Origin of the sequence: Pseudonocardia sp. MH-G8 (assembly GCF_002262885.1) — a bacterium.
GTDB lineage: Bacteria > Actinomycetota > Actinomycetes > Mycobacteriales > Pseudonocardiaceae > Pseudonocardia.
The window spans coordinates 104,579-123,392 of record NZ_NKYF01000012.1; the positions used below are offsets into that span (position 1 = coordinate 104,579).

18 protein-coding genes and 1 pseudogene are annotated in these 18,814 nt (G+C 73.2%); 9 read left to right on the top strand and 10 right to left on the bottom strand.

What is annotated here, in order from left to right; translation table 11 throughout:
- Positions 1-143: 143 nt before the first annotated feature.
- From gdhA to CFP66_RS25260, 3 genes are all read left to right on the top strand, one after another.
- Positions 144-1,490, top strand: coding sequence for an NADP-specific glutamate dehydrogenase (gdhA, locus tag CFP66_RS25250; protein ID WP_094927651.1), 1,347 nt, complete (start codon positions 144-146; stop codon positions 1,488-1,490).
- A gap of 92 nt (positions 1,491-1,582) precedes the next feature.
- Positions 1,583-2,263: a GNAT family N-acetyltransferase gene (locus tag CFP66_RS25255; RefSeq protein WP_094927652.1), complete on the top strand. Its 681-nt coding sequence runs from the start codon at positions 1,583-1,585 to the stop codon at positions 2,261-2,263.
- A gap of 55 nt (positions 2,264-2,318) precedes the next feature.
- Positions 2,319-3,068 (top strand): SDR family oxidoreductase, encoded by a 750-nt coding sequence (locus tag CFP66_RS25260; RefSeq protein WP_094927653.1) that lies wholly within the window; start codon positions 2,319-2,321, stop codon positions 3,066-3,068.
- Positions 3,069-3,075: 7 nt separating this feature from the next.
- Here CFP66_RS25260 and CFP66_RS25265 read toward each other — a convergent pair whose 3' ends face one another.
- Positions 3,076-3,645, bottom strand: a complete 570-nt coding sequence (locus CFP66_RS25265; RefSeq protein ID WP_094927654.1) for a TetR/AcrR family transcriptional regulator — start codon at positions 3,643-3,645, stop codon at positions 3,076-3,078.
- A gap of 100 nt (positions 3,646-3,745) precedes the next feature.
- Between CFP66_RS25265 and CFP66_RS25270 the strand changes: the two genes are divergently transcribed.
- Positions 3,746-4,969, top strand: a complete 1,224-nt coding sequence (locus tag CFP66_RS25270) for a GDSL-type esterase/lipase family protein (protein WP_094927655.1) — start codon at positions 3,746-3,748, stop codon at positions 4,967-4,969.
- On the opposite strand, the gene CFP66_RS25275 is transcribed toward CFP66_RS25270, so the two are convergent.
- Positions 4,927-6,366: a carboxylesterase/lipase family protein gene (locus tag CFP66_RS25275; protein ID WP_094927656.1), complete on the bottom strand. Its 1,440-nt coding sequence runs from the start codon at positions 6,364-6,366 to the stop codon at positions 4,927-4,929. The two genes, CFP66_RS25270 and CFP66_RS25275, sit on opposite strands and share 43 nt — an antisense overlap.
- A 150-nt stretch (positions 6,367-6,516) precedes the next feature.
- Between CFP66_RS25275 and CFP66_RS25280 the strand changes: the two genes are divergently transcribed.
- Positions 6,517-7,413, top strand: coding sequence for a helix-turn-helix domain-containing protein (locus tag CFP66_RS25280; RefSeq protein ID WP_094927657.1), 897 nt, complete (start codon positions 6,517-6,519; stop codon positions 7,411-7,413).
- Here CFP66_RS25280 and CFP66_RS25285 read toward each other — a convergent pair.
- Positions 7,379-8,035 (bottom strand): GntR family transcriptional regulator, encoded by a 657-nt coding sequence (locus tag CFP66_RS25285; protein ID WP_233159701.1) that lies wholly within the window; start codon positions 8,033-8,035, stop codon positions 7,379-7,381. The genes CFP66_RS25280 and CFP66_RS25285 overlap by 35 nt on opposite strands.
- Positions 8,036-8,117: 82 nt before the next feature.
- Between CFP66_RS25285 and CFP66_RS25290 the strand changes: the two genes are divergently transcribed.
- Complete coding sequence (locus CFP66_RS25290; protein WP_094927658.1) at positions 8,118-9,863, top strand: dihydroxy-acid dehydratase; 1,746 nt, start codon at positions 8,118-8,120, stop codon at positions 9,861-9,863.
- A 49-nt stretch (positions 9,864-9,912) separates the two neighbouring features.
- Entirely contained in the window at positions 9,913-11,286 is a 1,374-nt protein-coding gene (locus CFP66_RS25295; protein WP_094927659.1) for an MFS transporter, read from the top strand.
- A 28-nt stretch (positions 11,287-11,314) separates the two neighbouring features.
- On the opposite strand, the pseudogene CFP66_RS49330 reads toward CFP66_RS25295, so the two are convergent.
- Positions 11,315-11,731: pseudogene (locus tag CFP66_RS49330) on the bottom strand (GtrA family protein); the annotation flags it as partial.
- 93 nt (positions 11,732-11,824) lie between these two features.
- The gene (locus CFP66_RS25305; protein WP_233159703.1) at positions 11,825-12,799 is read right to left on the bottom strand and encodes a beta-ketoacyl-ACP synthase III; all 975 of its coding nucleotides are present in this window, start codon (positions 12,797-12,799) and stop codon (positions 11,825-11,827) included.
- Between the two features lie 104 nt (positions 12,800-12,903).
- Here CFP66_RS25305 and CFP66_RS25310 point away from each other — a divergent pair, with 104 nt between their 5' ends.
- Both CFP66_RS25310 and CFP66_RS25315 read left to right on the top strand, forming a co-directional pair.
- Positions 12,904-13,209, top strand: coding sequence for a type II toxin-antitoxin system Phd/YefM family antitoxin (locus tag CFP66_RS25310; RefSeq protein ID WP_094927661.1), 306 nt, complete (start codon positions 12,904-12,906; stop codon positions 13,207-13,209).
- A complete protein-coding gene (locus CFP66_RS25315; RefSeq protein ID WP_198961658.1) occupies positions 13,206-13,616 on the top strand; it encodes a PIN domain-containing protein in 411 nt (136 codons plus the stop codon). The genes CFP66_RS25310 and CFP66_RS25315 overlap by 4 nt, the downstream gene beginning before the upstream one ends.
- Positions 13,617-13,685: 69 nt before the next feature.
- Here CFP66_RS25315 and CFP66_RS25320 read toward each other — a convergent pair whose 3' ends face one another.
- Genes CFP66_RS25320 through CFP66_RS25340 form a run of 5 tightly spaced genes read right to left on the bottom strand, consistent with a single transcriptional unit; the run spans position 13,686 to position 18,808 of the window.
- Positions 13,686-14,510 carry a carbohydrate ABC transporter permease gene (locus CFP66_RS25320; RefSeq protein ID WP_094927662.1) on the bottom strand — a complete coding sequence of 275 codons (825 nt, stop codon included), beginning with the start codon at positions 14,508-14,510 and terminating at the stop codon, positions 13,686-13,688.
- Positions 14,500-15,468 (bottom strand): carbohydrate ABC transporter permease, encoded by a 969-nt coding sequence (locus CFP66_RS25325; protein WP_198961659.1) that lies wholly within the window; start codon positions 15,466-15,468, stop codon positions 14,500-14,502. Before CFP66_RS25325 ends, CFP66_RS25320 begins: the two co-directional genes overlap by 11 nt.
- Entirely contained in the window at positions 15,465-16,280 is an 816-nt protein-coding gene (locus tag CFP66_RS25330) for a metallophosphoesterase (RefSeq protein WP_094927663.1), read from the bottom strand. Before CFP66_RS25330 ends, CFP66_RS25325 begins: the two co-directional genes overlap by 4 nt.
- The gene (locus CFP66_RS25335; RefSeq protein ID WP_094927664.1) at positions 16,277-17,653 is read right to left on the bottom strand and encodes an ABC transporter substrate-binding protein; all 1,377 of its coding nucleotides are present in this window, start codon (positions 17,651-17,653) and stop codon (positions 16,277-16,279) included. Before CFP66_RS25335 ends, CFP66_RS25330 begins: the two co-directional genes overlap by 4 nt.
- Positions 17,654-17,677: 24 nt before the next feature.
- On the bottom strand, positions 17,678-18,808 hold the full coding sequence (locus CFP66_RS25340) for an ABC transporter ATP-binding protein (RefSeq protein WP_094927665.1): 1,131 nt from the start codon (positions 18,806-18,808) through the stop codon (positions 17,678-17,680).
- Between the last annotated feature and the right edge of the window lie 6 nt (positions 18,809-18,814).

Here is an 18,814-nt window from a genome sequence, read left to right on the forward strand (position 1 = left end):
CACGTGTGGCGTTGATCCCGCTCACGGGCCGGACCGGGGGTCATCCGGCTCGCTGCACCTAGGCTCGGTCGGCGCTGCGCGGTGCAGCGGCTGCGGGAACCGTCAGGTGCCTGCGACGAGCCGGTGGTAGGAGGGTGTTGCAAGTGCCGATGCACGGCGACCTGGAGCGGATCTATGCAGACGTACTGGCCCGGAACCCCGGTGAGCGGGAGTTCCACCAGGCGGTGCGCGAGGTCCTGGAGAGCATCGGCCCCGCTGTGGACAAGCACCCCGAATACGCCGACGCGAAGATCGTGGAGCGCATCTGCGAACCCGAGCGGCAGATCATCTTCCGCGTGCCGTGGGAGGACGACCGCGGGGCGATCCACATCAACCGCGGGTTCCGCGTCGAGTTCAACAGCGCGCTCGGCCCGTACAAGGGCGGGTTGCGGTTCCACCCGACGGTGCTCCTGGGCACGGTGAAGTTCCTCGGCTTCGAGCAGGTGTTCAAGAACGCGCTCACCGGGTTGCCGATCGGGGGCGGCAAGGGTGGTTCGGACTTCGACCCGAAGGGCCGGTCCGACCGTGAGGTGATGCGCTTCTGCCAGAGCTTCATGACCGAGCTCTACCGCCACATCGGCGAGTACACCGACGTGCCCGCGGGCGACATCGGGGTCGGGAGCCGCGAGATCGGCTACCTGTTCGGGCAGTACAAGCGGATCACCAACCGCTACGAGTCCGGCGTCCTGACCGGCAAGGGCCTGAACTACGGCGGCGCCCAGGTGCGGCGCGAGGCCACCGGGTACGGCTGCGCGTTCTTCGTGGAGGAGATGCTGCGCGCCCGGGGCGAGACCTTCGACGGCAAGGACGTGGTCGTCTCCGGTTCGGGCAACGTCGCGATCTACACGATCGAGAAGGTCCACCAGCTCGGCGGCCGGGTCGTGGCGTGCTCCGACTCCTCCGGCTTCGTGCACGACCCCAAGGGCATCGACCTCGAGCTGATCAAGGACCTCAAGGAGGTGCGCAGGGAGCGCATCGGCGCCTACGCCGAGGAGCGCGGGGGCGAGGCCACGTTCGTCACCGACCGCTCGGTGTGGGAGGTGCCGTGCGCGGTCGCCCTGCCCTCGGCCACCCAGAACGAGATCGACGAGGCCGACGCCGCGGCCCTGGTGCGGGGCGGCTGCATCGCCGTGGGCGAGGGCGCCAACATGCCCACGACCCCCGCGGGGGCCCGGGTCCTGCTGGAGGCGGGCGTCTCGTTCGGCCCCGGCAAGGCCGCCAACGCGGGCGGTGTCGCGACCTCCGCACTGGAGATGCAGCAGAACGCCTCCCGCGACTCGTGGTCGTTCGCCCACTCGGAGGAGCGCCTGCGCGACATCATGATCGGCATCCACGCCCGCTGCTTCGAGACCGCAGAGGAGTACGGCATGCCGGGCAACTACGTCGCCGGCGCCAATATCGCCGCCTACGCGCGGGTCGCCGAGGCGATGCTCGCGCTCGGGCTCGTCTGACAGGTTCGGCCGGAAGGCTCCGCCCCTGGTCCGGGCGGGTCTTGCCACCGCTGCGGCGGGCTCACCGAGCGACCCCGATACGGTGACCGGCGATGACGATCAGTGCGTCCCACGCGCGTCCGGTGGTGCCCGGCGCTCCTGCGGCTGCCGAACCACCGGGTCCGATCGGACGGAAGGTGCGGCTGCGGGAGATCCGCTCGGTCGACCGCAGCACGCTGGTCGGGTTCGACCGGGCGGCGGTGCGCGACCGCGTGGGCGGCTACCGGCACTGGGCGGTGCACCGGGCGAGCGCCGCCGGTGACGAGAACCTCCAGGACGACGACCACCAGTTCGCGATCGAGGCGCTGCACGGCGGGATGCTGGTCGGGTCGATCTGCATCCTGCACGCCGTCCCGGCGTCCGGCCGGTTCAGCTACGGGGTCGGCATCGGTGTGCGGCACCGCCGGTGCGGCTACGCGGGGGACGCCGTCGCCACCCTGCTGGCGTTCATGTTCGAGCAGCGCGGCTACCACTGGTGCGACGTCGGGATCCGCAGCGGCAACATCGCGTCGTTGACCCTGCACAGCAGGCTGGGCTTCCAGGAGATCGACCGCGTGCGGGACACGGAGCTCGTGCACGGAGGCGTGGCGTCCCTCGTGATCATGAGCATCACGGCCGCGCAGTTCGCCGAGGCCCACCCGGCGAGGTCGGGCACGCACCACCCGAGCCGACCGGAACGGGGCCGGCACTGGCGGCCGGGCCGGGGGCGGCACTGGCCCGCGGGACGCGGCTGAGCCCCGTCCCGTGCTGCAGGTGGACTCGAACGGGTGAGCTGTTAGCGTCCGGATCATGGCTACTGCGCTCGTCACCGGTGCCGGCCGCGGTCTGGGTGCCGCCTTCGCCGCACGACTCGCCCGTGACGGTCATGACCTCGTCCTGCTGGACATCGAGGAGGCCGCGGTGGAACGCGTCGCGGGCGCGGCCCGGGGGCTCGGGAGGACCGTCGAGGTCATGGTCGCCGACCTCACGCAGGAGAAGGACTTGGCCGCGGTGGAGCAGCGGCTCGACGACCGGGAACGGCCGGTGGACCTGCTCGTCAACAACGCGGGGGTGCAGGGCGAGGGCCAGTTCGCGGGTGTCGACGTCGCGCGGTTGCAGGCCGAGATCGACACCAACATCACCGCGGTCATGCGCCTCACCCGGGCCGCGTTGCCGGGGATGATCGAGCGCCACCGGGGTGCGGTGGTCAACGTGGCCAGCTTCGCCGGCTACCTCGCCGGCCGGGGCGACGCCTACGCCGCGAGCAAGTCGTGGGTGCTGTCGTTCACCGACACGGTGGCAGCGTCGCTGACCGACACCGGCGTCCGGGCGCTCGCGCTGTGCGTGGGGCAGCTGCAGGTCCGCATGCGCCCCGCGCCGGAGGGCGCGTCGAGGTCCGGGCTGGATCCCGATGCCGTGGTCGCCAGGTGCCTCGCCGACCTCGACCGCGGACGCACCCTGTCGGTGCCGGGCTGGCGCTACCGGGCCGTGGTCGACGCGCTGGAGCTACCGCGCCGCACGCTGCGCACGGCGGCGCGGCTGGCCGGTCGGGGGCGCTGACCGGCTCTCAGACCCGTGGCCAGTTCCGGAGCGTGACGTCGAGCGCGTCCAGGGCCCGGAGCCACGAGGTGTCCACCCCGCGCGGGTGGTGGTGGAACCCGCCCATCGCCTCGAGGCTCCGGTACCCGTAGATGGCGCTGAGCAGCAGCCGGGCCGCGTCGGTCTGATCGGGTTCGGCCAGGTCGTAGCCGCGCAGCACCGCCCGGGTCAGCTCGCCGTGCCGCCTCGCCGCGCTCGCGGCCAGCGTCTCCGGGTCGAGCTCCATCTGCATGGCCGCGTACCTGCCCGGGTGTGCTCGCGCGTAGTCCCGGAACGTGGAGGCGAAGGCCACCAACGCCTCCTTGCCCGCGCGGCCGGCCAGCGCCGCGGAGGCCAGGTCGGCGAGCTCCTCCAGCGCCAGCAGCGTCACCCGCACCCTGAGCTCCTGCACGTTCTTGACGTGGGAGTACAGGCTGGCGTCCTTGACGCCGAACCTGCGCGCGAGCGCCGAGACCGTCACGTTCTCGAAGCCGACCTCGTCGGCCAGATCTGCCGCCGCCTCGGTCAGCCGTGCCGGCGTCACCCCTGCGCGCGCCATGCCTCTCCTCCCTAAACCTAGGAGCTCTAGGTAATTTGCTAGCGTTGTAGCTAGCTACCTAGGGTCTCACACATCGGCCCGCGAGAAGGAGGGAGAAGGCGTGACCGACTGGATCACCGTCCCCATCGACCCCCGCATCCTGCGGGGCGCGCTCGACGTCGAACGCACCGAGCACGGCCTGCTGCCGCACCGGCTGCCGGCCCGGGCCCGCGCGCAGTTCCCCGACGACGGGTACCTCGCCATGGTCGAGGCGCAGCCCGCCGGGGTGCGGCTGGCCTTCCGCACCCGCGCCACCGCCGTCGAGCTGGACGTGCTCACCACGAAGACGATCTACCAGGGAATGCCGGCCCCGCCGAACGGTGTGTACGAGCTGCGCGTCGACGGTCGTCCGGCGGGCCGGGCCGAGGTGCACGGCGGCAACCTCCACGTCATCGACATGACGACCGGTACCGCGGACACCCGTCCCGGTCCGCCCGGCACCCTGCGGTTCACCGACCTGCCCGCCGAGGTGAAGGACGTCGAGATCTGGCTGTCGCACACCCAGATCACCGAGCTGATCGCCCTGCGCGCCGACGCCCCGGTCGAGGCCGTGCCCGACCGGGGCCGCCCGGTGTGGCTGCACCACGGCAGCTCGATCAGCCACGGCTCCAACGCCGACCGCCCGACCGGGACGTGGCCTGCGCTGGCCGCCGCACTCGGCGAGGTGGAACTGATCAACATGGGCCTGCGCGGCAACGCCCTGCTCGATCCCTTCACCGCACGCGCGATCCGGGACACCCCTGCGGACCTGATCAGCCTCAAGATCGGCATCAACGTGGTCAACGCCGACCTGATGCGGCTGCGGGGCTTCGCCCCGGCGGTCCACGGCTTCCTCGACACGATCCGCGAGGGCCACCCCGGCACGCCGCTGCTGGTCGTCTCACCCCTGCTCTGCCCCATCCACGAGGACACCCCCGGTCCTGGCGCCATGGACTTCGACGGGCGAACGGTGCGGTTCCGGGCCACCGGCGACCCGGCGGACCGCGCCGGCGGGCGGCTCACGCTCACCGTCATCCGCGACGAGCTCTCCCGCATCACCGCGCAGCGCGCGACCGACGACCCGAACCTGCACCACCTCGACGGTCGCTCGCTCTACGGGGAACCGGACTTCGCGGAGCTGCCGCTGCCCGACCGGCTGCACCCGGACTCCGCGGGCCACCGCCGCATCGGGGAACGCTTCGCCGCGCACGCGTTCGGTGCCGGCGGCCCGTTCGCCCGCACCGGCGACGGAGCCGGGCCCGCTCAGCAGCCGAAGGACTCCACCATCGGGGACCGGAGGTCATAGGCGGCCCAGCCCGGATCGCCGGTGCGCGCGAACGCGACCCAGGCGGCGTGCACGCGGCCGGCGAGGTCTGCGGGCGCCTCGTCGGGTCCGAGCAGCCCGGCGGGCCCGTGCAACCACGGTTCGTCGACGACGTCGAAGACGAACGGGAGCTCGACGGTGTGGGCGGCGCCCAGCAGGCCGTCGACGGCGCTGGAGCGGTGGCCGAACCGGTACGCGTGGGTGCGGCCGGGGGAGACCCGCGCGTGGGCCTCGGTCATCCGGAGGGTGCCGGCCCCGAACAGGGTCTTGCCGAGGAAGGCCGAGCGGAGCTCGCCGGGGCTCGCCCCCGGCCGTTCGGCGGTCAGGGCGGCGACCGCGGCCTGGGGATCGGTGTGGGCGCGGGCCGCGGCGGCCAGCACGTCGGCGTGCGTCGATCCGTCGAAACCGCCCTGCGGCACCAGGTAGAGGTGCCCCTCCTGGGTGTTGGCCCCGATCAGCAGGTCGACATCGGCCGCAGGCCCGTGGGCCAGGGAGTCGGCGGGTTGCTCGGGCAGGACCAGGCTGAACGGGCTCAGACCGGCAAGCGGGTCGGTGGCCGTGGCGGTCTGCAGGTCCAGACCGGCGAGCGACGGCAGTATCTCCAGGAACCGCTCGTCCGCGACGTCGGCGAAGGCGTCGGCCGTGGGTGCGATGCCCAGCGCCTGCGCCGCGGCGCGGGTGACGCGCTGCGCCTGCTCCGGGGTGAACGCGCCGGTGCCGCTGCCGCTCTGGATGATCGCCCGCCGGAAGAGCCCGGCGGCCTGCGGCGTGGCGAGCAGCGCCCCGATGAGCGTGGCACCGGCGGACTGCCCGAAGACCGTGACGTTCCCCGGGTCGCCGCCGAACGCGGCGACGGTGTCGCGCACCCAGCGCAGCGCTGCGAGCACGTCGAGCAGGCCGCGGTTGCCCGGCGCGCCCTCGAGGTCGAGGAAGCCGGGGATGCCGAGGCGGTAGTTCAGGGTCACCAGGACGACGCCGTCGCGGGCGAAGGATCGCCCGTCGTACAGCGCGGCGCGACCTGTGCCGGCGACGAACCCGCCGCCGTGCACGTAGACCATCACCGGGCGCGCCGCGCCGTCGGCGCCCGGCGTGCGGACGTCGACGGTCAGGTACTCCTCGCCGCGCTCCCAGCCCGGCCCGAAGTAGGGACTCATGTCGAGCCGGCCGAAGTCCCGGGCCGGCTGCGGCGCCGTCGGCGACGGTCGCGTGGCGTCGCGGACGCCCTCCCAGCCCGGGTGCGGCACGGGCGGTGCGAACCGGGCGCGCCCCACCGGGGCCGCGGCGTAGGGGATGGCGCGGTAGCGCTCGCCGTACTCGTCGCGCACGCCGCGGACGGCGCCCGCGGGGGTCGACACGACGGGATCTGCCTGCTCGGGCACGAGATTTCCTCTTCGGGTGTCGCGGTCGGTGGGAGGACGAGGGCCTTGTCCTCCCATGCTGGCGGCAGGGGCGGGCGGCCGACCACTCCCCGTGGGTCCTACCCCTGCCGGGGTGTGGCTGCGGCGGGCCGGCTGCCGGATGCTGGGGGGATGGACGCTCCAGGACCCCTCGGCGACTTCCTGCAGGCGCGGCGTGCGCGGCTGCGCCCCGAGGACGTCGGGCTGCGCGAGGTGGGGCCGCGCCGCCGGGTGCAGGGCCTGCGTCGCGAGGAGCTGGCCCAGCTGGCCGGGGTGAGCGTGTCCTACTACACCCGGCTGGAACAGGGTCTTTCCCGCGGTGCCTCGGCGGAGGTGCTCGACGCGATCGGTCGTGCCCTGCGGCTCGAGACCCACGAGCGTGAGCACCTCGAGCGGTTGGCCGATGCCTCCCGGCGGACGCCCCGGGTGCGCCGCCCCCGGCCGGAGAAGGTCAGCGAGGAGACGCGTGACCTGATGCGCGCGCTCGACGGCGTCCCGGCGCTGGTCCTCGGCCGGCGCACGGACGTGCTGGCCTGGAACGAGCTGGGTCACTCGCTGCTCGGCGGGCACCTCGACCCGGCGAGCCCGGACGACCCCGCGAACCGTCCCAACACGAGTCGGATGATCTTCCTCGACCCGCACAGCCGCGAGCTGTACTCGGACTGGCGGCGCAAGGCGCGCGCCGTCGTGGGCAACCTGCGGATCGCGGTCGGCCGCCACCCCGAGGACCCGCTGCTCGCGAACCTGATCGGCGAGCTGACGATGAAGAGCCCGGAGTTCGTGGCGATGTGGGGGGACCACCGCATCACCCCCTGCGACGCGGCCTCCTACGACCTGCACCACCCCGTCGTGGGCGGGCTGACCGTGACACAGCAGACGCTCGCGATCGCCCGCTCGCCGGAGCAGAACCTGATCGTCGTGACGACGGTCGCGGGCTCGCCCTCGGAGGAGGCCCTCGCGCTGCTGCGCCAGTCCGGCCGTCCCGTCGGCGAGGTCAGGGCCCGGGCCTCCCGAGTGCGGCATAGGTGAGGTCGGTCAGGTAGTCGTTCAGCACCAGCCCGGCATCGACCGCGGCCGCCTCGTCGCCGTGGGCGACCGCGCGCAGGATGCGGGCGTGCCGGTCGGCGGCGATCCGCAGGTGCTCGGCGACGTCGGGCAGGTGCGCGAACCAGAACCGGCGGGAGAGTGCCTGCAGCGGGGACATGGCGAGCTGCAGGTACTCGTTGTGGGCGGCTGCGACGATCACGGCGTGGGACTGCTTGAGGAGCGCCCCGAAGGCCCGCACGTCGGTCCCGGTGAACGAGTCGAGCTCCGCGGCGAGTGCCAGCATCTGCTCCTTCTGGCGGGTCTGGGCGCGGAAGGTGGCGAACCGGACAGCCATCTCCTCGAGACCCCGGCGCAGCTCGAGGAGCCGGAAGTGTCCTTCCACCGACACGGGCGCGACGAAGACCCCACGGTGCGGGTGGATCTCGACCATGCGCTCGCGCGCGAGCCGCTGCAGCGCCTCTCGCACCGGCGTGCGGCCGAACCCGGTGCGGGTCATGAGCTGGGACTCCGACACCGCGTCGCCGGGTGCGAGGTCCTGAAAGGTGATCATGTCCTCGAGCAGGGCGTACACCTGGTCGGTCTTGTTGCTCGGCTGCTCGATCACGCTGGTTTCCTCCCGCTGCCCGCGCCACATGCTTGCAGACCACCCCTGGACCGCTCGTCCATCCCCCATGTATAACCGATATATGAGCGATCGACAGGCGAAGTCGGAGTGCGCCGCCGAGCTTCCCGACCTGCCCGACACCGATCGACCGCGCCCGGACGGCCTGCGCAGCGAGTTCACCCCAGGATCCACCCGCTGGGCGGTCCGCCGGGCCCAGTGGACCGCGATGGGGTACGCCGTGGAGGACCAGGGGCGACCCAAGATCGCGATCGTCAACACCTCGTCGAAGCTCGCGGTGTGCTTCTCCCACCTCGACGGGGTCGCCGACGTCGTCTCCGAGGCGATCTGGGAGGCGGGCGGGCTGCCGCTGGAGATCCGCACGGTGGCGCCCAGCGACTTCGTGACCAGCGCCGGGCGGAAGGCGCGCTACCTCATGCCGACCCGCGACCTGATCGTCAACGACATCGAGGCCGCGGTCGAGGGCGCGGTGCTCGACGGCATGGTCTGCCTGTCCTCCTGTGACAAGACCACCCCCGCGCACCTGATGGCGTCGGCGCGGCTGGACATCCCGTCGATCCTCGTCATCGGTGGGTACCAGCAGGCCGGCACCCGCAACGGCTGCTCGGTCGACATCGACACGGTGTACGAGTCGGTCGGCGCGGTGCGGTCGGGCGCGATGACCGTCGACGAGCTGGGGGAGGTGGCCGACGCCGCCATCGTCGGCCCCGGTGTCTGCGCGGGCCTGGCCACCGCGAACACCATGCACGTGCTCGCGGAGGCGCTGGGCATGACGCTGCCCGGGTCGGCACCCGTTCGCGCCGGCTCCGAGCGGATGCGCACGCTGGCCGCCGATTCCGGCAGGCGGATCCTCGCCATGGTGTCCGAAGGCCTCACCGCGCGGAAGGTGCTCACCGCGGCGGCGATCGAGAACGCCGTGCAGGTCGCGCTGGCGCTGGGCGGCTCCGTGAACTGCGTGCGGCACCTGGCCGCGGTGGCTGCCGAGGCGGACCTCGACCTCGACGTCGTCGGGCTGTTCGAGAGCCTCGGCACGGGGGCGGTGCAGCTCGCGGCGATCCGCCCCAACGGCACCGACCAGGTCTGGGACCTGGAGCGTGTCGGCGGGGCGCGGGCCGCGATGCGGGCCCTGCTGCCACGGTTGCACGGCGAGGCGCTCACGGTCACCGGGCGCACCGTCGCCGAGCTCGCGGAGGAAGCCCCCGAGCCCGACGGTGCGGTCCTGCACCCGCTCGCCGACCCGGTCCGCCCCGAACCCGGCCTGCTCATCCTGCGCGGATCCCTGGCGCCCGACGGCGCGGTGGTCAAGGTCGCCGGGGCCGGGAACGCCCGGCGTCGCTTCACCGGTCCGGCCGAGGTCTTCGCCGGCGAGGACGCCGCCATCGACGCGCTCGGCGAGGGGCGCATCCACCCCGGCGCGGTGATCGTGCTGCGCGGCATGGGGCCGCGCGGCGGCCCCGGCACCGTCTTCGCCGCCAGTTTCGTCGCCGCGCTGAACGGCGCAGGCCTGGGTGGTCAGGTCGCCGTGGTGACCGACGGCGAGCTGTCCGGGCTCAACCACGGCCTGGTCGTCGGTCAGGTGATGCCCGAGGCGGCCGACGGCGGCCCGCTCGCCGGTGTGGAGAGCGGCGACGTCATCACGATCGACCTCGACGCCCGCACCCTCGACGCCGACCCGGCTCGCGACGGCGCCCCGGTCACCTCCGGGCGCCCGGGCGAGGAACGGGGCTGGCTCGGCCAGTACGCGGCCCTCGTCGGGCCCGTCCAGAAGGGCGCCGTGCTGCGCCGCCCGGCGCCGACCCGCACCACCTGACCCCTGTTCCACCGTCGAGCGCGACCCCGCCGATCGAAGGAGATGGCCCGTGTCCGCACCCCCCGTCCCGCCGCAGCGCCAGTCGAAGCGGGCGTCGCTCGCGGCGCTGGTCGGCACCGTTCTCGAGTGGTACGACTTCATCGTCTACGGCACCGCCGCCGCGATCATCCTGAACACGTTGTTCTTCCCGTCCACCGATCCGCTGGTCGGGACGTTGGCGGCGTTCGCGACCTACGCGGTCGGGTTCCTGGCTCGCCCCATCGGCGGGCTGGTGCTCGGGCGGATGGGGGACCGGGTCGGGCGGAAGGCCGTGCTGGTCCTGACCCTGGTGCTGATGGGTGCGGCCACCACCGCGATCGGGCTGCTGCCCACCTACGAGCAGGTGGGGGTACTGGCGCCGATCCTGCTGGTGGTGCTGCGCCTGGTGCAGGGCTTCGGTGCGGGCGGCGAGTACGCCGGCGCGGTCGTCCTCTCGGTCGAGCACGCCGATCCCCGGCGGCGCGGCCTCGCCGGGTCCGCCGCCCCGCTGGGCTTCGCGGTCGCCACCCTGCTGGGCAACGCCGTGTTCTTCCTGTTCCTGCTGCTCCCGCCGGAGCAGTTCGCCTCGTGGGGCTGGCGGGTGCCGTTCCTGCTCGGCGCGGTGTGCATGCTGGTGGGGTACGTGATCCGGCGGCGGGTCGAGGAGCCGCCCACCTTCGAGAAGGCGCGGGCCGACGGCGCCGGGACGGCGTCGCCGGGCGGGGTCTTCGCGGCGATCCGCCGCCACCCGCGGAGCTTCTTCATCGTGATCGGCTCCCGCATGGGGGAGAACGGCTTCGCCTACCTCTTGCCGGTCTTCGGCGTCGCCTACGTCTCGACGACCCTCGGGCTCGGGCGCTCGGTGGCGCTCTGGGCGGTCATGGCCGCCTCCGTCGTGCAGATCGTCGCGGTTCCGCTGTGCGGGCTGCTGTCCGACCACGTCGGCCGCAAGCCGGTGTACGCCGTCGGCACGATCGCCTCGCTCCTCTGGCTGGTGCCGTTCTTCCTGCTCACCGAGACCGGCGTCACCGCGTGGGTGGTGCTCGCGTTCGTCGTCGGGCTGGGGGTCCTCTACCCGGCGATGCTCGCCCCGCAGGCCGCCTGGTACGCGGAGCTGTTCGACACCGAGTTCCGCCTCTCCGGCTTCGCCTTCTCCCGCGAGGTCGGCTCACTGCTCGCCGGCGGCCTCGCGCCCTTCGTGGCCACCGCGCTCTACGCCTGGTCCGGCCACTGGTGGCCGATCCTGGTGTTCATGGCGGTCCTCGCCGCCCTGACCCTGATCGCGCTCGCTCTCGGCCCGGAGACCGTGCGGCGCGACCTCGACGGGTCCGGCGCTCGCGAGGAGCCTCCGTCCGGCGTTCCGTCGTTGCACGGAACACGACCCAGCGCATCGCGCAGTACATGAAGAGCCCTTCGCACGCGCCCGCCGCGATCCGCGCCACCTGGTACTGCACCCCGGCCGCCTCGAGCGCGGAGCTGACACCGACCAGGATCGCGAAGTTCACGGCGACCACGCCGACGTAGACGAGGGTCTGGCGGCCGAGCGGCCCGTGCGACCTGAAGTTCAGGACGCGGTTGAGCACGAAGCTCAGCGCGAACGCGATGGCGTAGCCGACCGCGACCGCCACCGCGTAGGGCACCTGCCAGTGGCTGTGCAGGACCGTGAGGATCAGCAGGTCCGCGCAGAAGGTGGAACCGTTGATCGCGGCGAAGCCCACGAACGTCGGGGGCACGACGCGCGACAGGCCGAACGGCAGCCGGGCCGTGACGGCGGCGCAGAGCCGCGCGAAGCGCTGGGGCGCCGCAGCACCGTCGTGGTCGGCGGTGCTGTCCCGCGCTTCGCTCGTCACAACTTCCTTGGTATCGCTCGCGGGTCCCGGTTCGGTGGCGGGACGGCGAACCGGAGCTGAACTCGACCGTCGCGCCGAATCGGCGATCCCGGATCAGGCGAGGGCCGGCCAGGTGAGCGCCGCCGCACCCCAGGTGGCTCCGCCTCCGAACGCGGCCAGGACGACCCGGTCGCCCGCCCGCAGTTCACCGCGGTCGTGGGCGTCGGACAGCGCGACGGGGATGGAGGCGGCCGCGGTGTTGCCGACGCGGTCCAGGTTGACCACGAGCGCCTTGGGGGGCAGGCCGAGGCGCCGGGCGACGGCGTCGAGGATGCGGCTGTTGGCCTGGTGCCCGACGAAGCGGTCGACCTCGGCGATGTCCCAGCCGACACGCTCGAGCACCTCGGTGGTGGAGCCGGCCATGCGCTCCACTGCATTGCGGTAGACGGCCTGCCCCTGCATCGTGAAGAAGCGGTCGGAGGAGGCGGGCTCGCGGGAGCCACCGCCGGGCACGATGATGAGCTCCTCCTGACCCCCGTCGCTGCCCAGCGTGACCTCGTGCACGTCGGCCCCGCCCGCACGCAGCACGATCGCCCCGGCGCCGTCGCCGAACAGGAAGGCCGTGCGCCGGTCGGTGTGGTCGACGATCGTGGAGAAGGTGTCGGCTGCCACGAGCAGCACCGAGCCTGCAGCGCCGCCGCGGATCATCGCGGCGGCGGTGGACAGGCCGTAGAGGAAGCCGGAGCAGACGGCGTTGACGTCGAACGCGGGCACCGTGCCCAGGCCCAGCCGCGACGCGACCAGCGGGGCTGTGGCCGGGCAGGGCCGGTCCGGTGTCGTGGTGGCGACCACCACGAGGTCGACGGTGCCGTCGCCGCCGCCGCGCCGGTCGCCCTCCAGGGCGCGGGCCCCGGCCGCGATGGCCAGGTCGGAGGTGGCGGTGCCCTCGTCGACGTGGTGGCGCGTCGCGATCCCGCTGCGGCTGCGGATCCACTCGTCCGAGGTGTCGAGCGTGGCAGCGAGGTCGTCGTTGGTCACGACCCTGCCGGGAAGCGCGTGCCCCACACCAGCGATCCGCACTCCGGTCACTCCGACCACCCTAGTCGTGTCGCGCGCGGGCCTCACGCCACCGTGCGTGACGTGGGTATCGATGTGCCGTAGCGGTTTCGCTATGGGATAGCTATTCTGCGTCGATGGACGGGACCATCCGGCAGTCCGAGCTGCGCAACAACAACGCCGAGATCATGCGCCGGGTCGCGGAGGGCGAGTCGTTCACCGTGACGGTGCACGGGCGTGCGGTCGCCGACCTCGTGCCGCACCAGCGGGAGGCCACGGCACGTCAGCGCCTCGTTCCTGCTGTCGTGGTCGATCAGCTCCTCGCCGGCGACGTGCCCGGGCCAGATCCGGAGACCTGGGAGCGGGACATGGCCGACGAGGCCGAGATGTTCGGTGACGAGGATCGACAGCCGGTCGATCCCTGGGAGCCGCGGTCCCGGTGACGGCGTCAGCTGGTCGGCGAGTCCTGCTCGACACGTCGGTCGTGATCGCACCACCTTCGTCCGGGCTGGCCTCGATCGCAGATCTCGTGGCGGTGAGCGCGATCACGGCGGCCGAGCTGGAGTACGGGATCGGTGCTGCGGCGGATCCGGTGGAGCGGCAAAGGCGCAGGAGGCGGCTGCAGCTGGTTGTCGACACGCTCGCGGTGATCTCGTTCGACAGTGCGGTGGCGGAGTCCTACGGACTGCTGGCCAATCTCGTCCGGAAAGCCGGCCGCGATCCACGGCCGCGCCGGCGCGACCTCCTGATCGCCGCCACTGCCGAGCGGCACGGGCTGAGCCTGGCCACGCGCAACGTCGCAGACTTCCGACATGTCAAAAGCGTCCTGCACGTCGTCGGCGTCGATTGAATCGGATCATGTCCGCCGCACCGACGTGCCGGTCAAGGCCGTGGGTGTTCTTTCGTAGATACCGCGCAGCTATTTCAGTCCGGAGCGGACGAAACCGTCGACGATGCGTCGCTGCAGGACCAGATACAGCAGGAGCACGGGCAGGCAGGCCAGACCCGCGGTCGCCATCAGCGGGCCCCAGTCGTTGCCCTCGGTCCCCATGAAACTGCGCAGTCCCAGCTGCAGCACCGCGTTCGAGCGCTGCATCACCAGCGCGGGCCAGAAGTACTCGTTCCACGCGTTGATGAACAGCAGCACACCCAGGGCGGCCAGGGCGGGCCCGAGGTTGGGCACGACCACGGTCCACAGCGTGGACCAGGAGCCGCGCCCGTCCATCCGGGCGGCCTCCAGCAGCTCGCGGGGCACGCTGCGGACGTGCTGGCGCAGCATGATCACTGCCAGCGCCGAGCACAGGTTGGGCAGCACCACGCCCGCGACGGTGTTGAGGGTGCCCAGCTGGTTGAGCAGCACGTAATTGGGCAGCATCGTGACCTGGAACGGCACCAGCCACGTCGCCACGAACAGCAGGTACAGCGCGCCGGAGAAGCGGAACTGCCATGCCGCGAAGGCGTAGCCGGCGAACAGGCCGGTCAGCAGCTGCCCGAGCGCGATCATCGCCGCCATCACCGTGGTGTTGAGCAGCAGCCGCGGCACGTCGGCGGCGGTCCAGGCCTCGACGTAGCTGACCACCGACAGCGGCCACGGGAACGGGGTGAGCGAGTAGACGTCCTCCGGCGCGCGCAGCGAGGTGGCGTAGAGCCAGTAGATCGGCACGACGCACGCCAGGCCGAGCGCCCCGAGGACGAGGTGGGCGACCAGGGGGCGGGACCGCTCGCCCACGGGGTCAGGAGTCATGGAAGGAGAGCCGATCGGTGAGCCGGACGAGTGCCAGTGCGACCACCCCGAAGCCGAGGAAGAAGATCATTCCGGCCGCGGCGCCGAGGCCGGCGTCGAACGAGCCGAAGGCGTAGTCCCACAGCAGGTAGTAGACGTTGGTGGTCGCGTTCGACGGTCCGCCGTCGGTGAGCGTGTTCACCAGCGGGAAACTCCACTGGGCAGCCAACAGCAGCGTCATGAGTAGCAGGAAGGACAGGGTGGGCGACAGCAGCGGCACCGTGATCCACCGGGTCGTCTGCCAGCGGGTGGCACCGTCGAGCGACGCGGCGGCGCTGTACTCCCCGTCGATCCCGGTCAGCCCGGCCGCCACCACGAGGGTGGCGAAGCCGAGCACGTGCCAACCGGTGATCACGATGATCGCCACCTGGGCCGGCCCCGGCTCCTGCAGCCAGTTGGTGGTGGTGCCCAGCACCTGGTTCACCAGCCCGCCGCGCGGGTCGAGCATCCACTGCCACACCGCGGCACCGGCCACCGGCGCCACCAGCATCGGCGCGAAGACCAGCGCCTGGTAGACCGTCGCCGCCCGGCCGCGCACGCGCCGCGCGAGCAGCCCGACGACCACCGGGGCCACCAGCGTGAACGGCAGCAGCCCCAGGATGAGGACGAGGGTGCGGCCGATCGACGCCGCGAAGTCCGGGAGCACGAACAGCCGGACGTAGTTGTCGAACCCGACCGGCTCGGCGGGGCTCGTGGGCAGCAGGTTCCAGGAGTAGAACGACAGCTCCGCGGTCTCCACGAGCGGCCGGTAGACCCACACCACGAGCAGTGCAAGCCCGGGCGCGAGGAACAGGTACGGGGGAGCGGCGCGGGCCAGCCGCCGCAGGCGGGGCACGGCGACGGCGGCCGGTGCGCCAGGCTGCGCGGGTGGGGGCACCTCGACGAACGCCGGCGCGGCGACCGTCGTGGACGCGGTCACGGCGCCGGGATCCGTTCGCGCATCCACGCCACCCGTTCCGCGGCGTCGACGTCGTACACCGGCTCGCCGTCGAGCGGGACGGCCGTGGCGACCACGGTGCCCTCGACGAGGTCGACCCGGCTGATCGCGGGTCCGGAGACCCCGCGCAGGCGCCCGGCGGGCGGTAGGGCGTCGACGCGGTAGATCAGCGCGGGGGCGATCCAGACCGGGATGCCTGCCAGCGCGCCCGCGCCCGCGTAGTGCGCGTGGCCGCAGACGATCATCCGGACGTCGCTGCCCGCCAGCACCTCCGCCAACTTCTCGGTGCCACGCAGGCGCAGCAGGTCGACCGAGGGCACGGGCGAGGGCAGCGGCGGGTGGTGCAGCAGCAGCACGGTGCCCTCGGGTGCGGGCTCGGCCAGCTCGGCACGCAGCCGGTCGAGCTGGCCGGGGTCGAGCTCGCCGTGGTGGTGGCCGGGCACGGTGCTGTCGAGCACCGCGATCCGCAGGCCGCCCACGCGGGTCGTGGTGTCCCAGGGCTCCCCGGGCTCCCCGCTCGTCCCGAGCGCGGCGCGGAAGGCGCCGCGCTCGTCGTGGTTGCCCATGACCGGGACCACCGGGATCCCGAGCCGGGCCGCCACCGGGTCGACGACCTCGCGCAGCAGGCGGTAGGCGCCGGGTTCGCCGTCGGCGGCGAGGTCGCCGGGGAGCAGCAGCGCGTCCGGCCGGGCGCCCGCCTCCACCACCGCGAGCGCGGCGCGCAGCGCGTCCGCCGAGGCGGGCTCCGCGGTGAGGTGGCTGTCGGAGACGACGGCGAGGAAGCGGGCGGTCACCGGTCACCGCCTGCGGGAACGAGGGCCTGGCCGCGCTCGGCGGCCGCGCCGAGCGTCGCCTGCGGGTCGGCGCCCTGCAGCACGGCCTCCTCGACGGCGTCCATCATCCCGTCGCGGATCTGCAGGTAGTCGTCGCCGGGGAAGGAGACCCACGGCTCCATCCGCTCGAGCTGGTCGATGTTGATCGCGGTCGTCGGGTTGGCCGCCGCCCATCCCTGCAGCGTGGCGGGGTCGTCGACCAGGCCGGTGCGCAGCGGCAGGTAGCCGATGTTCTGCGCGATCTCGGTGAACGCGGCGTCGCTGGTGAGGAACTCGATGAGCTCCCAGCCCGCGCGCTGCCGCGCAGGGTCGTCGGACAGCACGTACAGGGCGGCACCGGAGTTGGTCGGCACGGCCGGGGCGTCGCCGAACGACGGGGTCGCGGCGCCGCGCAGCTCCCAGCCCGCACCCTGCGCGCCGCGGCCGAACGTGCCCTGCATCGAGCTCGACTCGAGGATCATCGCGAGGTCGCCGCGGGCGAAGGCCTCGACCGCCTGCTGCTGGCTGAACTTGGGGCTCGCCCCGGTGGCGACCATGTCGGCGAGCACGGACACGGCCTCGACGGCGGGCGGCTCGGCGTAGAGCAGGGTGGTGCGGTCCTCCGACAGCACCCGCCCGCCGTTCGAGCGGATGATGCTCTGCAGGCACCAGTCCTTCGCCACGGTGGTGACGCAGTCGGCGTAGGCACCCTCCTTGCCGGTGGTGGCCTTGATCTGCCGGGCGGCCGCGGCCACCTCCGCCCACGTGGCCGGGGGCCGCGCCGGGTCGAGCCCGGCCGCGGCGAACAGGGTGGCGTTGTAGTAGAGCACCGGGGTGGACAGCACGAACGGCACGCCGTAGGTCGTGCCCTCCAGCGTGGCGAGCCGGGCGGCGGCAGGCGCGTACGGGTGCGTACCGGCGAAGTTCTGCGCGACGTCGTCGCCGAAGAGGTCCTCGAGCGGCTCGGCCCCCAGCTGGCCCACCGTGAACCCCAGGTCGGAGAACCCGAGCTGCACGACGTCGGGGGCGTTGCCGGTGGCGGCCTGGGTCTGCACGCTCGAGACGGCGTCGGCCGCCGGGTTGGAGCTCGTGCCCTGCGGCTTCTGCGCGGTCACGGTGATGTTCGGGTGCTCGGCGTGGAACCGGTCGAGCAGCGCGGTGAACGTCTCGGACCAGGCGCCCGCCTGGCCGAAGTTGTAGCTCTCGAAGGTGATCGCCACCTGCTGGTCGGGTGTCAGCTCCGGGGCCGGCTGCGCGGGTGCCGGCTCGGCCGTCGGCGCCGAGCCGCCGACGCCGCACCCGGCGAGCAGGACGGCGGCGGTGGCCAGCAGGGCGGGTACTCGGGGGATGGGCACGGGGGCGCTCCTGTCGAGAAGGGGTCAGGCCGCCGGCGCGGCGGAGGTCGGGGCGGTGGCGCGGACGAGGCGCCGGCCGCCGGCCGCGTCGAACAGGTGGACGCGGTCGGGGTCGCAGGTCAGGGCGACGGCATCGCCGACGGCGAGGCCGAGGGGCCGGGGTCCGCGCACGGCGATGCGGGTGCCGGGTTCGTCGTGCCCGCCCACGGCGACGTGCGCGACCTCCTCGCCGCCGAGGTTCTCGACGAGCCGGACCGTGCCGCGCCAGAGCGGCCCCGTGGTCCCGGGGGCGGCGAGGCGGAGGTGCTCGGGACGGGCGCCGACGAGCACCTCCCGCCCATCGGGGTCCGCACCCGGACCCAGCGGGATCTCCAGGTCGGCGCCGACCGCCCGCAGCTCGCCGCCGTCGGACCGCAGCCTGGCGGGCAGCAGCCGGATCGCGGGGGAACCGATGAAGCCGGCGACGAACACCGAGGCGGGCGCGTCGTAGACCTCCTCGGGGGTGCCGAGCTGCTCGAGCCTGCCGCCGTCGAGCACCGCGATCCGGGTGGCCATCGTCATGGCCTCGACCTGGTCGTGGGTGACGTAGACGAACGTGGAGCCGAGCCTGCGGTGCAGGTCCGAAAGCTCCGCGCGGGTCGCGCTGCGCAGCGTGGCGTCGAGGTTGGACAGCGGCTCGTCGAGCAGGAACGCGCCGGGGTCGCGCACGAGCGCCCGGGCGAGGGCGACGCGCTGGCGCTGGCCGCCCGACAGGGCACGGGGCCTGCGGTCGAGCAGGCCCTCCAGGCCGAGCACGGCCGCGACCTCGACGACCCGGGCGTCGATGTCGGCCCGGTGCCGCCCGCGGGTGCGCAGCGGGAAGCCGATGTTGCGCCCCACGCTCAGGTGCGGGTAGAGCGCGTAGCTCTGGAAGACCATCGCGAGGTTGCGTTCGCGCGGTGGGGTGGCGGTGATGTCGTGGCCGTCGAGCAGGATCCGGCCCGCGGACGGGGCGGTGAGCCCGGCGACCATGCGCAGCAGCGTGGACTTCCCGCACCCGCTCGGGCCCAGCAGCACGAGGAACTCCCCGTCGGCCACGTCGAGGAAGATCCGGTCGACCGCGGTCACCGGGCCGGCGAACCGGCGGGTCACACCTTCGATCTGGATGCGGCTCACCGGTGA

Coding starts and splice junctions, on each gene's coding strand:
- CFP66_RS25280 (WP_094927657.1), top strand. CDS start 6,517: ATGGACGCTCCAGGACCCCTCGGCGACTTCCTGCAGGCGCGGCGTGCG.
- CFP66_RS25265 (WP_094927654.1), bottom strand. CDS start 3,645: ATGGCGCGCGCAGGGGTGACGCCGGCACGGCTGACCGAGGCGGCGGCA.
- CFP66_RS25255 (WP_094927652.1), top strand. CDS start 1,583: ATGACGATCAGTGCGTCCCACGCGCGTCCGGTGGTGCCCGGCGCTCCT.
- CFP66_RS25290 (WP_094927658.1), top strand. CDS start 8,118: ATGAGCGATCGACAGGCGAAGTCGGAGTGCGCCGCCGAGCTTCCCGAC.
- CFP66_RS25310 (WP_094927661.1), top strand. CDS start 12,904: ATGGACGGGACCATCCGGCAGTCCGAGCTGCGCAACAACAACGCCGAG.
- CFP66_RS25260 (WP_094927653.1), top strand. CDS start 2,319: ATGGCTACTGCGCTCGTCACCGGTGCCGGCCGCGGTCTGGGTGCCGCC.
- CFP66_RS25320 (WP_094927662.1), bottom strand. CDS start 14,510: ATGACTCCTGACCCCGTGGGCGAGCGGTCCCGCCCCCTGGTCGCCCAC.